A 16,550-nucleotide genomic window follows, 5' to 3' on the forward strand; every position below is an offset into this window, starting at 1 on the left:
GACAGCCTTGTAACATAAATGACAAACATTCAGATTGCTGATCTAAACAAGTATTTTAGTATCAGTTAACCAGTATAAATTTAGAACAGAACGTTTTGTTGAGATATCTTTCCCAATACATCACTTTCCTCCCCGTAAAACGGATGGCCCTGATATCCATGCTCGCTGTCATTGCGGGTGCTCCGGCCATAGCGCAAAAAAAAGTACTGCCCAAAGCTCCGGTTTATCTGGAGAAGGATGGCAGGCTCGCTTATACAGCTGATGCAAAAGGCAACAGGATACCGGATTTTTCTTACTGCGGATACAAGGCAGCTGAGGCACCTATTCCTAATGCCCTTGTTAAGGTTGTGGTGCCGCTGAGATCCGGAGATGCAACCAACGCAGTACAGTCGGCACTCGACTATGTGGCTTCGCTGCCTCTTACAAAGGATGGTTTGCGTGGGGCGGTATTACTGCAGAAAGGACGTTATGAGATCAGCGGAACACTACACCTATCTGCGTCGGGGGTAGTGCTGCGGGGATCCGGTACAGGAGCTGGGGGTACCTTGATTTTGGGAACAGGAACAAGCCGTGAAACACTGATCAGGATTGCCGGCAGGAATAACAAAATTCAGGACCAGGAACAAAAGATTGATGACCCATATGTGAGGGTAGGCGCTGCTGCTTTGACTATCCCGGATGTTTCAAAGTTTAAAGTGGGTGATCAGGTCACCGTTCGCCGACCCTCTACCGCGGGTTGGATCAAAGAAATCGGTGCTGAACATTTCGGCGGAGGAATTACCGCCCTGGGATGGAAAGCAGGTACACGCGATATCTTTTGGGACAGAACGATCAAAGAGATCAAAGGATCACAGATCATTCTTGATGTTCCCCTGACCACCGCCCTGGACAGTAATTACGGAGCCGGATATGTATCTGCTTACCACTGGAAGGGTCGTATTGTAAACACAGGAATTGAAAACCTGGAGCTCGCATCAACTTATGATACCGCCAATCCAAAAGATGAAGCACATCGCTGGATGGCCATCACGATAGAAAACGCCAGAGATGCCTGGGTCAGGCAGCTGAATTTCAAACATTTTGCAGGCTCCGCTGTCGCAGTGCTTGCAACGGCCGCAAGGATTACCGTCGAAGATTGTAAATCGTTGGATCCTGTCTCAGAAAGGGGAGGACAAAGACGAAATACCTTTATCACAAGCGGACAGCAAACCTTATTTCAGCGCCTCTATTCTGCCTATGGATACCATGATTTTTCTACCGGTTTTTGTGCTGCAGGACCCAACGCTTTCGTAGAATGCAAAGCCTACATGCCCTTTAGCTTTAGCGGAGCAACAGACAGTTGGGCATCAGGTGTATTATTTGATATTGTCAATATTGACGGACAGGCGGCATTATCTTTCATGAACCGCGGACAGGATGGTATGGGGGCTGGCTGGGCTGCTGCAAATAGTGTTTTCTGGCAATGTTCAGCAGCGAGGATAGACTGTTATCAGCCACCGGGTGCACAGAACTGGTCTTTCGGCAGCTGGGCACAGTTTGCCGGCGACGGATACTGGGACAGCTCAAATGAACAGATCAAACCGCGAAGCCTGTACTATGCACAGCTGCAGGACAGGCTGGGAAACATCCCTCCGGTTTTTCTGATGCCTGTCCCTACAGAAGCATCCAGCAGTCCCTCGGCAGAAACAGCTGCGGAGCTGACAAAACTGGCGATTAAGCCAGCACAAACATTAGAAGATTTTATTGATCAGGCAGCATCAAGAACAGCCATCCCTGTAAATGACAAAGGCATAAAAACGATTGACCAGATTGGTCTGAAGAACATCAGTCCTGTTTCAATGGCCCCAAAAATGACGGTCAGCAATGGCTGGCTGGTACGCGGTGCCGCATTAGTATCAGGAGGAAGACAGGACGTGCAATGGTGGACAGGAAGTGCCCGTCCATATGCTTTGAAAGGGATGAGAGCACATATTACCCGTTTTGTACCAGGACAAACCGGTAAAGGTCTTACTGATGATTTGGATGCCGTGACGGATAGCATGAAAGCGGATCATACGGTGGCTATAGACCACAATTACGCCTTATGGTACGAACGCCGCCGGGATGACCACGAGCGCGTAAGAAGAATGGATGGGGATGTATGGCCGCCCTTTTACGAACTCCCTTTTGCAAGAAGCGGACAGGGAACAGCCTATGACGGACTCAGTAAATACGACCTTACCAAATACAATCAATGGTACTGGGCAAGGTTAAAACAGTTTGCCGACCTGGCCGATCATAAAGGACTGTTGTTGCTCCATCAAAACTATTTTCAGCACAACATCATCGAAGCTGGTGCACATTATGCCGATTTCCCCTGGAGAACAGCCAACAATATCAACGATACAGGATTCCCTGAACCGGTACCTTATGCCGGCGACAAAAGGATCTTCATGGCTGAGCAGTTTTATGATATCAGCAATCCCGTACGCCGAAGAATTCATGAAGCTTATATCCGGGAGTGTCTCGATAATTTTAAGGATAATTCCGGTGTCATCCAGTTTATCGGTGCTGAGTTTACCGGCCCCCTGCACTTTGTGCAGTTCTGGATCGATACCATCAGGAACTGGGAAAAGGAAACAGGTAAAAAAGCACTGATTGCCTTAAGTACCACTAAAGATGTGCAGGATGCTATCCTTGCAGATCCTGAACGGGCAGCAGTGGTAGATATGATTGACATCCGTTACTGGCACTACCAGGCGGATGGTAAAGCCTATGCGCCTCCCGGAGGACAAAGCCTTGCTCCAAGGCAGCAGGCACGGTTGTTTAAGCCAAAGAAAACATCATTTGAGCAAGTATACCGTGCTGTACTGGAATACCGCCAGAAGTTTCCGGGTAAGGCTGTAAGTTACTCTGCTGATAATTTTGATCATCAGGGATGGGCGGCCCTGATGGCCGGAGGATCCCTCGCCGGTATTCCGGAGATTGCCAATACCCAATTCAATACTGATGTAGCCGGGATGCTGCCCGCAGCATCGCAATATATGCTAGAAAGTAAAGGAAAATCTTACCTGATCTATCTCCTGTCCGGCAAATCAGCCACGCTGGATCTTCCTGCCGGGAATTACCGCGTCAGAACAATTAACCCTGCAACAGGCAGTATAGAGAAAAAAGAAAGCCGCATCAAAGGAAATTTTAACTATCAGAATCAATCAAAGCTCGACCAGGTCATATGGATCTCAAAAAACTAAGTTTATGAACAAACACAGGTTTAAGTTATTATCAGCCCTCTTTTTTACAATAGGTATACTTGCTTGTCAGCCGGAGAAGAAATCGCCGGAGGGGATGCAGGCACTCAGATTATCTGAAAACAAAAGGTACCTGATGACTGCTGATGGCAAGCCATTCTTCTGGCTGGGCGATACAGGCTGGCTGTTGCTGAATAAGCTTGATCGTAATGAAGCGGATCAATATCTGGAAGACCGCCGTAAAAAAGGTTTCAATGTGATACAGGTGATGGTGCTCCATACGATCCCCGAAAAAAATATTTATGGCAGGCGTGCTATGATCGGAGAAGACATCAGCAAGCCCGACACTACCAAAGGAAATCTTTCAACAGATTCTCTGCAATATGACTACTGGGATCATCTCGATTACATGGTGGATCTGGCCGGGAAGAAGGGCTTATATATGGCTTTGGTACCTGTTTGGGGCTCACCCGTCAAAAGTGGAAAGGTCAGCCCTGATCAGGCCAGAAGTTATGCAGAATTTCTCGCAAAACGATACCGGGACAAGACCAATATCATCTGGATGAATGGGGGCGATATCAAAGGCAGCGATTCTCTGAAAGTGTGGCAGAACATCGGGCAGACGCTCCGGGCCAACGATCCTCATCACCTCATCACCTTTCATCCAAGGGGCAGATCGCAGTCGTCACTCTGGTTTCATGCTGAACCATGGTTAGATTTCAATATGGTACAATCGGGTCATCAGCGCTATGAGCAGGACACCTCCAGAAAAGAGACCCTGCATTACGGAGAAGATAACTGGAAATATATTGCCGCAGATTATCAGCTGAAACCCACCAAACCAACAATTGATGCAGAGCCTTCATATGAAGGGATCCCGCAGGGACTGCATGATATCAGGCAACCGCGCTGGACAGATGCTGATGTCAGAAGATATGGCTACTGGTCGGTTTTTGCAGGTGCCTTTGGTTATACATACGGGCAAAATTCTGTGATGCAAATGCACAGGAAAGAAGATAAGGAAACGGCTTACGGATCTGATGAACTCTGGACATCAGCAATCAATGCCCCCGGAGCATCGCAGATGCAGCACCTCAAAAACCTGATGCTTTCGCGTTCTTATTTCGACAGGGTGCCAGATCAGACGCTGGTCAGCGATCAGCAGGCTGAAAAATACGACAGGATCCTGGCCACACGGGGAAAGGATTATATCATGGCTTATACCTATACCGGCAGGGATTTCTCGCTCAATATGGGCAAAATTCCCGGAGGAAAGGTAAAAGCTTCATGGTTTGATCCCCGTACAGGTAAAACAGATTTCTTCGGCGAGATTGCCAACACCGGAGCAGCAAAATTTGATCCTCCGGGTGAAAGAAAAAACGGCAACGACTGGGTACTGATTTTAGACAAGGTTTAAGATGAAGTATCTGCTGTTCATATTGGTGTTTTGCTGTTCTTCATGCGCTAAGCAGGTTTACCTGTTCACTTCTTTTCATGAGCCTGCAAATGAAGGTCTCCGCTTTCTGTACAGCACTGACGGTTACAAGTGGAAAGACCTGGGACATACCTATCTGAAACCTGAAGCGGGTGCACAAAAGGTCATGCGTGACCCTTCTATAGCGCAGGGGCCGGATGGTGTTTATCATCTGGTGTGGACTTCCAGCTGGAAGGGCGACAAAGGTTTTGCCTATGCCTCTTCAAAAGATCTCCTGCACTGGTCGCCACAAAAAATGATCAACGTGATGGAACATGAGCCGGAGACAGTAAATGTCTGGGCACCGGAGATTTTCTATGATGACAGCGAAAAACAGTTTATCATCATCTGGGCATCAACCATCCCAAACCGTTTTCCCAGAGGCACTGAAGAGGAAAAGAACAACCACCGCATGTATTACACGCTCACAAAAGATTTTGAACATTTTTCTAAGGCTAAACTGTTCCTGGATCCGGGATTTAGTGTGATCGATGCGGTGATCGTAAAAGATGAGGCCGACTATGTTTTGGTACTAAAAGATAACACCCGGGCAAACAGAAATCTGAAAGTGGGCTTCAGCACAGATTTAACAGGTCCGTATACAAACATCTCAGCACCTTTTAGCGGCAAGCTGACAGAAGGTCCTTCGGTAGTAAAGGTTGGTAAAAACTGGCTGATTTATTATGATGCCTATGGCGAAAAACGATATGCGGCATACCGTACCGCTGACTTTAAATCCTTCAGCGATATCTCTTCAGAAATAGATGTCCCGGCAGGACATAAACACGGAACAATATTTAAATCTTCCAAAAGTATCCTCAAAGGATTACAACAGGAAGCATTAAGCATAAAAAATGTCAGACAATAACAGGATGCAAAAACGAATATTCCATATCGTGCTGGTGGCATGTGCCGCTCTGTTGCAAAACGCTGTCTTTGCGCAGGATACCGTTCGTTATACCGGCAGCACACTCTCCAATGTCGATTATCACCATGGACAGTTAAACATGGCCATAGGTGTACATAATATCCAGGCCTTTCGTGCCAACAGGGAATATCCTGAACTGGCGGGCGGTCATAACTGGACCTATAACCATGCGCCCATGCTGGCCTACTGGAACAAGACTTTTTACCTGGAATTTCTCAGCAATCCTGTTGGTGAGCATATTCCGCCGGGGAAAACGCTGATGATGACCTCCAAAGATGGCTATCACTGGTCAGCCCCCGAAACGATCTTCCCGGAATATAAAGTGCCTGACGGTTTCAGAAAAAAGGATTATCCGGGAGTAGCTAAAGATCTCTATGCCGTGATGCATCAGCGCATCGGGTTTTATACCACCAAAAACAAACGACTGCTGGCGCTTGCCTATTACGGTGTAGCCCTCGATGCAAAAGACGACCCCAATGATGGCAATGGCATCGGCAGGGTAGTCAGGGAAGTATACACCAACGGAAAATATGGACCCATCTATTTTATCCGGAACAATGCCTCCTGGGATAAATTCAAATCTGCTTTTCCATTTTATACCAGCAGCAAAGATAAAGGCTTTGTTGCTGCATGCAACGAACTTCTTGGCCAGCCGCTGATGATGCAGCAATGGGTGGAGGAGGCCGACCGCAATGATCCGCTCATCCCACTGAAAAGACCGATAAAAGCCTTTAGTTTTTACCATCTGACGGACGGAAGGGTAGTGGGCCTGTGGAAAAATGCACTCACTTCTGTAAGTAAGGACAACGGCAAAACCTGGGTTTTTAACCCCCTCCGGGCACCTGGTTTCGTGAATAGCAATGCGAAGATATGGGGCCAGAAAATGCCTGATGGCAGATATGCCACTGTATACAATCCCTCTGAATTTCGCTGGCCGCTGGCAGTTTCTACCAGTGATGACGGGTTGAATTTCAAAGACCTGCTGCTGGTAAACGGCGAGATCACTACCATGAGGTATGGCGGGAACTTTAAGTCGTACGGCCCCCAGTATGTCCGTGGTATACAGGAAGGAGATGGAGATCCCGGAGATGGGAATATGTGGGTAACCTACAGTATGAACAAAGAGGATATCTGGCTCGCTTCGATACCTACGCCGGTGATAGCAGAAGTGAGGGAACCCATAAACGAAGTATTTGCAGAGATGAAAGCCGGAACGGAACTGAGATACTGGAACCTTTTCAGTCCCCTTTGGGCTTCGGCACAAATAGAAAATCATGCAGGTAAAAAAGCACTGGTGCTGCGCGACCGCGACAGGTTTGACTATGCTAAAGCTGAAAGGGTGATTCCCGCGGGAAAACATTTAGCTGTGGAGTTTACCATCATCCCTGCACAATCAGATAAAGGGCAGCTGCATATCGAGTTTACAGATGCAAAAGGACAGGCCGCAGTGCGACTGGTCTTTGATGCGGACAGCTTGCTAAAAACCAAAGCCGGATACCGGTATTCCGGAATAAGCAAATATGAGAAGGATAAACAATATACCATAAAACTGGAATTGAACACCGCTTCCCGTTCCTATGATGTCACTGTTAACGGAGAAAAAAAAGGAACTAAAATCTTTTTTGCACCAGTGGCAGAGATCGCAAGGGTAACATTCAGGACTGGCGGGGTACGCCGTTTCCCTGATGCAGATACGGCCACAGATCAGAATTTTGATCAGAAGGATGCCGGAGCCGCTGATCCGGAAGCAGTATATCGTATAGAATCATTTAAAACCCAATCTTTTTAAGACGATGAGCAGATTTATATTCTACCTGATACTTTGCATTTTTATACCCGGATTGCGGTTTGGCTATGCACAAACACAGAGGACGCAGGAGACGCAAAAGCTATATCTTTCGGGAACAGGAAATGATCATACCGTCAAGTGGGACTTCTTTTGTACTGCCGGACGAAATTCTGGTAAATGGACAAAAATTGCCGTTCCCTCAAACTGGGAATTACAGGGCTTTGGCAAATATGATTATGGCTTCAGGCCAGACAGCCTGCGCGGTAAAGAAAAAGGACTGTACAAGCATACTTTCCAGCTGCCTGCAGCATGGAAAGGGAAAAAGATCAACCTGGTGTTTGAGGGCTCGATGACGGATACAGAAGTGAAGGTCAATGGTAAATCTGCCGGCGCCGTTCATCAGGGCTCATTTTATGTTTTTAAGTATGATATTACCCCTTTACTGCTCGAGGGAAAAAAGAATCTGCTGGAAGTTACCGTTGCCAAGCATTCCGACAATCCTTCTGTAAACGCTGCGGAAAGAAAAGCCGACTTCTGGTTATTTGGTGGTATTTTCAGACCGGTATTTCTGGAAGCATTGCCGCTTGAACATATAGAAAGGGTGGCGCTCGATGCCAAAGCGGATGGCACTTTAAAAGGACGGCTAAATATCAGAGGCAAAGCGGACCAGCTGCTTGTTGATCTCTATTCCGCTGATGGTGCACAAATAGGTACAACTTTCAAAAAGGAACTCCCGGCTGATGCCGGAGAAGTGCTGTTTCAAACGCAATACACAGCCATCAAACAATGGTCTTCAGAGAGCCCTGTACTTTACAGGGCAGTAATCAGCATTTACAATAAGGGCAGGTTGCTGCATACCCTGAGCCAAAAAATAGGCTTCCGCAGTATTGTGGTCAAACAGCGGGACGGCCTGTATGTGAATGGTGCAAAAATCAAATTCAAGGGTGTAAACAGGCATTCTTTCTGGCCCAGCTCCGGCAGGACAACCAGTAAAAAAATCTCAGTCGCTGATGTGCTCCTGATGAAAGATATGAACATGAATGCAGTCCGCATGTCACACTACCCGCCGGATGCACACTTCCTGGATGTTTGTGACTCCCTGGGATTGTATGTCATGGACGAGCTCTGTGGATGGCATGGCAAGTATGATACCCCAACAGGATCAAAACTGCTTCCTGAAATGATCGCACATGATGAAAATCACCCCTCCATCATTTTCTGGTCGAACGGAAATGAGGGCGGTCATAACCTGGAATTGGACACTTTATTTGCACAGCAGGATCTGCAGCGCAGGCCGGTGATTCATCCATGGATGGATTTTGGGGGCTTTGATACGCAGCATTACCGTGAGTATAACTATGGTATCGGGAACTACGATCACGGGCACAGCATAACCATGCCTACAGAATTTCTGCACGGACTGTTTGATGGCGGACATGCTGCCGGACTCGAAGATTACTGGAAAGCCATGTGGGCAAACCCGCTATCGGCAGGAGGTTTCCTCTGGGATTTCGCCGATCAGGGAGTTGTACGCACAGACCAGCAGAACAGGATCGATACTGATGGCAACCATGGAGCAGATGGGATTGTTGGCCCATACCATGAAAAAGAAGGCAGTTTCTACGCCATCAAAGAAATCTGGAGTCCCGTTTTTGTTGAACACCGTGAGCTCAGCCATGATTTTGACGGCACTTTCGATCTCGAAAACCGCTTTGCATTTACCAACCTCAAAAACTGTACTTTCAGCTGGAAGCTGGAGAAATTCAAAAACAGGGACGATGTGGTGCTGAGAGCTGATTCCGGCCTGGCAGCTGCACCGGATATTTTGCCGCTGGCAAAGGGAAAACTACAGCTCCCACTGCCAAAGGACTGGAATTCCTATGATGTGCTGTACCTTAAAATCAAAGGACCTGATAACAGGGAATTGTTTACCTGGAGCTTCCCCGTAAAACGGCCCACCGAAATTGCTTCCCTGCTGGTTTCTGATAAAGCTGAGGGAAAGGTGGAAATCACAGAAAATGATCAGCGTTTTGAAATAGCAGTAAAGAATCTTCGGCTATCTATCCGCAGGGATTCAGGGACGCTGGAAAAAGTCAGCAATGGCAAAGGAAATATTCCGCTCAGCAATGGTCCGGTATTACAGGAAGGGCTCAATAACTTCCGGTATTTCAGTTCCCGCAGGGAAGGGGATAAGGTGATCATCTCTTCGAAATTTGATAAAAAAAATGCCTACAATACATTGCAATGGACAATTTACCCTTCAGGATGGCTGAAATTGGAAGTGGTTTATTTCCCTGGTGCCTACTTTACCAACTTTGCAGGCATCAACTTTTCTTTCCCTGAAAAACAACTGAAAGCCGTAACTTATATGGGTAACGGACCCAACCGGGTCTGGAAAAATCGTATGAAAGGAAATCTTTTCGGTGTCTGGAACAAGACGTATAATGATGCCGCAACGGGCGAATACCCCTTTACCTATCCGGAATTTAAAGGGTACCATTCCAATATGTACTGGCTAACATTCCAGACTACGGGGCAGCCTTTCACGGTAGTGACCGATCAGGAGGATATGTTCTTCAGGTTATTCACGCCAAAAAAATCTGACGACCAGTATGACAACCTGCAGCCGACCTTCCCTTCCGGGGATATTTCGTTTATGCAGGCCATATCCGGCATCGGCACCAAAACACAGAAACCTGAAACTACCGGCCCCATGGGCATGAAGAATATCTTCTATGATTATGAAAAAGATCCTATGAGGGCCAAACATCTGGTATTGTATTTTGATTTTTTAGGCACTGAGAAATGATAAGATATCTGCTGTTTACACTACTGATCAATCTTTCTGCCTATGCCCAGGTGCAGGTAAGCGCTCCGCGTTGCGAAACAAGAGTGAACCCGCTGGGCATTGATATGCTGAAGCCTGCGCTCGGCTGGAAGATCAATTCCAATGCGAGAGGTACCCTGCAGACAGCTTATCATATACTGGTGGCCTCATCCGCAGAAAAGCTGGCAGAAAATACTGGTGATCTCTGGGATTCAGGAAAAACGCGTTCTGCAGCGTCTGTAAATGTGGCCTATGGTGGTTCAGTTTTGCATAGCAGAAACCGGTGTTACTGGAAAGTGAAGGTATGGACAAACAAGGGGGAGAGCGAATGGTCTGCACCGGCTTTCTGGACCATGGGTTTACTAAGTGGTGCCGACTGGAAAGGTCGCTGGATAGGTATGGATCACCCTGCCGAAGGGGATGCTGAGACGCAGTTCTCCAGATTGTCGGCTCGTTATTTCCGTAAGGAATTTAAAGCCGCAAAACAGCTGAAATCTGCCACGGTGTATATCATCGGACTTGGCTTATACGAGCTCTATATCAATGGAAAAAAAATAGGCGACCAGGTGCTTGCTCCTGGTCCGACAGATTACAACCAGACGGTGATGTACAATACCTTCGATGTTACTGCTCAACTCAGAAATGGTACTAACGCTATAGGAACGATATTGGGAAACGGCCGCTTTTATACGATGCGGCAGGCCTATAAACCGTATAAGATCAAAACCTTTGGCTACCCTAAAATGCTGATGAACCTGGATCTGGAATATACCGACGGAACAAAAGAAGTGATCAGTACAGATGACAGCTGGAAAATGACCGCCGCAGGGCCCATCCGTACGAATAATGAATATGACGGCGAAGAATACGATGCCACACGGGAGATGCCAGGCTGGGCCGAACCGGGCTTTACTGCCCGCAACTGGCAGAAAGCACAATTCGTACAGGAAGCTGCAGGCATGCCCGTAGCGCAAATGAATGAAAATATGAAGGTGATGGAGACGATCAGGCCGCTTTCCATCAGCTTACTCAAACCCGGAGTATATATCCTGGATATGGGACAGAATATGGCCGGCTGGATCAGGATGTCTGTGATGGGTAAACGCGGACAGGCTGTAAGACTGCGCTTTGCAGAGACACTGCAGACAAGCGGGGAACTGTTCGTCCGCAATCTCCGCGATGCTAAATCTTTAGATATTTACACGCTGAAGGGGCAGGGCAGGGAGTCCTGGGAACCCTCTTTTGTATATCACGGTTTTCGCTACGTGGAGATCAGTGGTTATCCGGGTAAACCGAAGCTCAGCGATTTCGAAGGACGGGTAGTATATGATGACATGCAAACTTCCGGGCAGTTCAGTTCCTCCAATGAAACGTTAAACAGTATTTACAAAAATGCATATTGGGGCATCAGAGGTAATTATAAAGGAATGCCGGTCGACTGCCCTCAGCGCAATGAGCGTCAGCCATGGTTGGGTGATCGTACTACAGGTGCCTATGGTGAGAGCTTCCTGTTCGACAACGGAAGGTTGTATACCAAATGGCTTGATGATATCCAGCAGTCGCAAAAACGGGATGGCAGCATCCCTGATGTGGCTCCAGCTTTCTGGCGCTACTACAGCGATAACGTCACCTGGCCCGCAACCTACTTCACTGTAGCAGACATGATCTGGCAGCAATACGGAGATTTACGACCTGTCATTAAACATTATCCCTCCATGAAGAAGTGGATGCATTATATGGAGGGACGGTACATGCAAGATGGCTTGCTGACAAAAGATAAGTATGGCGACTGGTGTGTGCCGCCGGAAGCTAAGGAGATGATTTTTTCTAAAGATCCACAGCGTAAAACAGATGGGCTCTTGCTGGCCACCGCTACCTATTACCGCTTGTTGATGCTGATGCACAAATTTGCGTTGCTCCAAAAGCTCGATGCTGAGGCTGCGGAATTTGATCAGCTTGCCGAAAAGATAAAAACAGCTTTCAACCAGAAGTTTCTCGATCAGACATCACTGCAGTACAGCAATAACAGTGTTACAGCGAACCTGCTGCCACTCAGCTTCGGACTGGTGCCTGAGCAGGACAGGCCTCAGGTGTTCAAGAACCTGACGGATAAAATCGAAATTGATAACAAAAGCCACATCAGCACTGGTGTAATTGGTACACAATGGCTGATGCGGGGGCTTTCATCCAACGGTCGCCCTGATCTGGCCTACAGGCTCGCTACCAACCGTACATATCCCTCATGGGGATATATGGTCGACAATGGTGCGACTACAATCTGGGAACTCTGGAACGGGAATACCGCAGACCCGGGAATGAACTCGCAAAACCACGTGATGCTGCTGGGCGACCTGCTGATCTGGTATTACGAAAACCTGGCAGGAATCAAAGCTGCAGCGCCGGGATTTAAGGAATTGATTTTTAAACCTGATTTTGTAGAGGGATTATCGCATGTGGATGCCAGCTACCAATCGGCCTACGGGACTGTGGAAAGCCACTGGAAGAAAGTTAAGGGCAGTTTGGCATGGCAGATCAGCTTGCCGCCAAACACTACTGCAAGGGTTTACATCCCTGTAAAAGATATTGACCGGCTTGTAGAGAGTGATAAAAAGATAAAGGATGCCGATGGCTTACGTTTCATTAAAATGGAAGGAGAAAATGCCCTTCTGGAACTGGGCTCAGGTGATTACAATTTTATGCTGAATTAGAATGATGAAAAGATCAGTTTTTACAATACTCCTGTTCCTGCTGGCCTCTGGCGCCATAGCTCAGGTGAAAAAGTGGCAGAAGGGAATGCTCAGGGAAGAGTTTATTTATGATACAGCAGCTTTTCCATCCTGCCATTCTGCAACTATCGCCGAAACACCGGGCGGACTTGTCGTGGCCTTTTTTGGAGGCACAAAAGAGCGGAATCCCGATGTGGAGATCTATGTGAGCAGACAGATGGATGGGAAATGGTCTGCCCCTTATAGTGTGGCCAATGGTATTCAGGCTGAAGGACCGCGACTGCCTACCTGGAACCCTGTACTTTACCAGATACCCAGAGGAGATCTCCTGTTATTTTATAAAATTGGTCCGAAACCTTCGGCCTGGTGGGGAATGATGCGCAGTTCCGCCGATCATGGCAAAACATGGTCTGAAGCCCGCCCTTTACCTCCGGGATATATCGGTCCTGTTAAGAACAAACCTGTTTTACTGAGTAATGGAAACCTGTTCTGTCCTTCAAGCACTGAAGGTGAAGGAGGATGGAAGCTGCATTTTGAGGTAACTGCCGATCAGGGCAAAACATGGCGCAAAGTAGCTCTCCCTGATGCAGGGAAAGAGATCGGAGCCATTCAGCCGAGTATTCTTGACCATGGCAATGGGCGCTTGCAGCTGATTGCCAGAAGCCGAAACAGGGCTTTAGTAACCTCATACTCCACAGATAATGGCGAAAGCTGGTCGCCACTAACCAAAACCAGCCTGCCAAACAATAACTCAGGAACGGATGCGCTCAGCATGAAAGATGGCAGAGATGTCCTGGTTTACAATCACGTATTGCCGCCGGGGAATCTGGCAAAAGGGGCAAGGACACCTTTGAATGTTGCCGTTTCAAAAGACGGCAACACATGGGACGCCGCTCTGATCCTGGAAGATTCGCCGATCAGCCAGTACTCGTATCCTGCTGTAATTCAGACCGCAGATGGTCTGCTGCACTTCGTATTTACCTGGCGCAGACAGAAAATCAGGCATGTGGTGGTAGATCCATCAAAGTTGAAGCTTAAAAGAATAGAAAATGGTCAATGGCCGTCACTGAAAGGGTATGTTGCCCCGGTAATTGCTGAAGCTAAATCTGAAGAGCCATGACAAAACCCACAAGATTATTCATCCGGATTGCGCTCTGCTTGTTTTTTCCTGCCACTCTCTTCGCCCAGAACTCTGATACGGAGTATGCAGAGCCCCTTGTCAATGTGCTGCATCGCATCGAAGACCAGTTTAACGTGAAGATCAAGTTTACGGAAGAGCAGGTGAAAGGCAGAACTGTAAAATATGCCGGCTGGCGATTCAGGGAAACACTTGCAGAAACGTTGACCAATGTGCTTACGCCACTGGATTTGAAAGTGAATAAGGAAAAGGAAAATTTGTACAAGCTGAAACCTTACGAGTACTACCGATGGGAAGTAGCCGATGGCTGGGCAAAGCTGGATAAACTTGCGTCGGCAGTGCCGGATAAATCTGCATGGCAGCAACGTGCAGCCTTGTTACGTCCGCAGCTGTTTGAGGCTTTGCAATTATCGCCCTTGCCGGCAAAGCCGAAATCTAAACCCATCATCAGCAATCGCAGGGTGATGGATGGATACACGATTGAGAATATCGCGCTGGAAATTATGCCGGGATTGTACATCAACGGTTCATTATACAGACCACAGAAATTTAAAGGAAAAATCCCCGTAGTACTCAGCCCTGACGGGCACTGGCAGCAGCAGCGGTATCGTGCCGACTGCCAGATCCGCTGTGCCATGATCGCCAGAATGGGTGGCATGGCCTTCAGTTATGATCTCTTTGCCTGGGGCGAATCACTGCTTCAGTTTAAAGAAGAGGATCACAGGAAAAGCCTGGCTCAAACTGTTCAAACTCTTGGAGGAATCAGGATACTGGATTACCTGCTATCCCTGCCGGAAACTGACCCTGCAAGGCTGGGCATCAGCGGTGGCTCGGGCGGCGGCAGCCACACCGTGCTGATGACCGCCCTGGATGACCGCATACGTTTAACAGCGCCTGTAGTTTCCTTATCCTCTTATTTCTATGGGGGCTGCCCATGTGAAAGCGGGATGCCGGTCTATGCTTGCGGCAAGGGAACAAATCCTGCCGAGCTGGCAGCAATGGCAGCGCCAAGGCCACAGCTGGTAGTTTCTGATGGAAGTGACTGGACAGCACATTTTCCTGAACATGATTTTGCTTACCTGCAGAAGATATATGGCTATTACGGTGCAGCCGCCAACATACAAAATGTACATCTTCCCGCTGAGGGGCATGATTTCGGGTTTTCCAAACGAAAAGCACTTTATGATTTCCTTGTGGAACACTTTGCATTGAATACTGCAAAGGTAAAGGATGCAAAAAATCAATATGATGAATCTCCTGTCAGGGTAGAAGAGGCATCAGCATTATATGTCTTTGGAAAAAATGGCGAGAATTTGCCTGCGAATGCAATCAAAGGTTTTGACCAGCTTGAAAAACTATTTACAGCCAACAAATGATTAATTATGGAGAATTTAAACCGACGTCGTTTTTTTAAGAATCTGGCTTTACTTGCGGGGATGTCGCTTTTACCGGATGTGACGAATGCCACAACGGCAAATGGGCTTGTTTCCAGGCAGCGTTATAAAATCGCTGTGATAGACCTGATGATCCTGAAAAGGCAAAAATTGAGTGCTATAGCATTGACCCAGGAGATCGGTGCTGACGGGCTGGAGCTGGACATGGGAGGCTTAGGCAACAGAGATACCTTTGATAATAAACTGGCCGATCCTGTGATCAGGAAGGAATTTTTAGATAAAGCAAAAGCACTCCACATTGAGATCTGCTCGCTGGCAATGACGGGATTTTACGCGCAGTCTTTTGCTACGCGCCCAACCTATCAGCAGATGATTGGCGATTGTATCGCAACGATGAAGGCCATGAACGTCAAGGTTGCTTTTTTGCCTCTTGGCGTTAGCGGAGATCTGGTGAAAAACCCTGAATTAAGACCTGCGATCGTGGAGCGCCTGAAGGTCGCCGGAGAAATGGCAAGAAAAGCGGGTGTAATCATTGGGATTGAAACAGCTCTGCCCGCTGCTGATGAAGTCAGACTGCTGAAAGATGTTGGCTCTCCTGCGGTACAGATCTATTTTAATTTTTCTAACCCTTTGAAGCAGGGCAGGGATCTGATCTCAGAACTGCGGATTCTGGGCAGAAAGAACATCTGCCAGATTCACTGCACAGATGAAGATGGCGTCTGGCTACAGGATAACACCAGGCTGGATATGCATAAAATTAAAACCGTGCTTGATGAGATGCGCTGGAAGGGCTGGCTGGTGATTGAACGCTCACGTGATGCCAAGAATCCGAAAAGCGTGAAGGAGAATTTTGGTGCGAATACGAAGTTTTTGAAATCGGTGTTTCAGCAGTAATTATTTCTGTTGTTCGAGGTTGAGGCCTTTGCGAAAGTTTTCTACAAAACTCTGATCAACTTCAGCAATCTCTGCAGTAAGTTCATCGGTAAATCCTCTTTTAATCAGATTTGCTACAACAGCCTGTGTTTTTTTTGCTTGTCCTATAGCTTT

At 47.6% G+C, this 16,550-nt stretch carries 9 protein-coding genes; all 9 read left to right on the forward strand.

Annotation, left to right across the window (positions count from 1 at the left end):
* Window positions 1-143 precede the first annotated feature (143 nt).
* From OQY15_RS15150 to OQY15_RS15190, 9 genes are read left to right on the forward strand one after another with little or no spacing between them, the layout of a single operon-like run.
* The gene (locus OQY15_RS15150; protein ID WP_265792649.1) at window positions 144-3,230 is read left to right on the forward strand and encodes a DUF6298 domain-containing protein; all 3,087 of its coding nucleotides are present in this window, start codon (window positions 144-146) and stop codon (window positions 3,228-3,230) included.
* Window positions 3,231-3,234: 4 nt separating this feature from the next.
* The gene (locus OQY15_RS15155; protein ID WP_265792650.1) at window positions 3,235-4,644 is read left to right on the forward strand and encodes a glycoside hydrolase family 140 protein; all 1,410 of its coding nucleotides are present in this window, start codon (window positions 3,235-3,237) and stop codon (window positions 4,642-4,644) included.
* A gap of 1 nt (window position 4,645) precedes the next feature.
* On the forward strand, window positions 4,646-5,569 hold the full coding sequence (locus tag OQY15_RS15160) for a glycoside hydrolase family 43 protein (RefSeq protein WP_265792651.1): 924 nt from the start codon (window positions 4,646-4,648) through the stop codon (window positions 5,567-5,569).
* 4 nt (window positions 5,570-5,573) lie between these two features.
* The gene (locus tag OQY15_RS15165) at window positions 5,574-7,418 is read left to right on the forward strand and encodes an exo-alpha-sialidase (protein ID WP_265792652.1); all 1,845 of its coding nucleotides are present in this window, start codon (window positions 5,574-5,576) and stop codon (window positions 7,416-7,418) included.
* Between the two features lie 4 nt (window positions 7,419-7,422).
* Window positions 7,423-10,227, forward strand: a complete 2,805-nt coding sequence (locus OQY15_RS15170) for a glycoside hydrolase family 2 TIM barrel-domain containing protein (RefSeq protein ID WP_265792653.1) — start codon at window positions 7,423-7,425, stop codon at window positions 10,225-10,227.
* On the forward strand, window positions 10,224-12,953 hold the full coding sequence (locus OQY15_RS15175; protein ID WP_265792654.1) for a glycoside hydrolase family 78 protein: 2,730 nt from the start codon (window positions 10,224-10,226) through the stop codon (window positions 12,951-12,953). The genes OQY15_RS15170 and OQY15_RS15175 overlap by 4 nt, the downstream gene beginning before the upstream one ends.
* Window position 12,954: 1 nt before the next feature.
* Window positions 12,955-14,091: a sialidase family protein gene (locus OQY15_RS15180; protein ID WP_265792655.1), complete on the forward strand. Its 1,137-nt coding sequence runs from the start codon at window positions 12,955-12,957 to the stop codon at window positions 14,089-14,091.
* Window positions 14,088-15,485 carry an acetylxylan esterase gene (locus OQY15_RS15185; protein ID WP_265792656.1) on the forward strand — a complete coding sequence of 466 codons (1,398 nt, stop codon included), beginning with the start codon at window positions 14,088-14,090 and terminating at the stop codon, window positions 15,483-15,485. Before OQY15_RS15180 ends, OQY15_RS15185 begins: the two co-directional genes overlap by 4 nt.
* A 6-nt stretch (window positions 15,486-15,491) precedes the next feature.
* A complete protein-coding gene (locus OQY15_RS15190) occupies window positions 15,492-16,397 on the forward strand; it encodes a sugar phosphate isomerase/epimerase family protein (RefSeq protein WP_265792657.1) in 906 nt (301 codons plus the stop codon).
* Window positions 16,398-16,550 lie beyond the last annotated feature (153 nt).

Source organism: Pedobacter sp. MC2016-15 (assembly GCF_026239695.1).
In the GTDB taxonomy this organism is placed as follows: Bacteria; Bacteroidota; Bacteroidia; order Sphingobacteriales; family Sphingobacteriaceae; genus Pedobacter.

What these genes read in the sequence shown, in the direction of transcription:
- OQY15_RS15165 (WP_265792652.1), top strand. Translation starts at nt 5,574, where the DNA reads ATGCAAAAACGAATATTCCATATCGTGCTGGTGGCATGTGCCGCTCTG.
- OQY15_RS15170 (WP_265792653.1), top strand. Translation starts at nt 7,423, where the DNA reads ATGAGCAGATTTATATTCTACCTGATACTTTGCATTTTTATACCCGGA.
- OQY15_RS15175 (WP_265792654.1), top strand. Translation starts at nt 10,224, where the DNA reads ATGATAAGATATCTGCTGTTTACACTACTGATCAATCTTTCTGCCTAT.
- OQY15_RS15150 (WP_265792649.1), top strand. Translation starts at nt 144, where the DNA reads ATGGCCCTGATATCCATGCTCGCTGTCATTGCGGGTGCTCCGGCCATA.
- OQY15_RS15160 (WP_265792651.1), top strand. Translation starts at nt 4,646, where the DNA reads ATGAAGTATCTGCTGTTCATATTGGTGTTTTGCTGTTCTTCATGCGCT.
- OQY15_RS15155 (WP_265792650.1), top strand. Translation starts at nt 3,235, where the DNA reads ATGAACAAACACAGGTTTAAGTTATTATCAGCCCTCTTTTTTACAATA.
- OQY15_RS15185 (WP_265792656.1), top strand. Translation starts at nt 14,088, where the DNA reads ATGACAAAACCCACAAGATTATTCATCCGGATTGCGCTCTGCTTGTTT.
- OQY15_RS15180 (WP_265792655.1), top strand. Translation starts at nt 12,955, where the DNA reads ATGATGAAAAGATCAGTTTTTACAATACTCCTGTTCCTGCTGGCCTCT.
- OQY15_RS15190 (WP_265792657.1), top strand. Translation starts at nt 15,492, where the DNA reads ATGGAGAATTTAAACCGACGTCGTTTTTTTAAGAATCTGGCTTTACTT.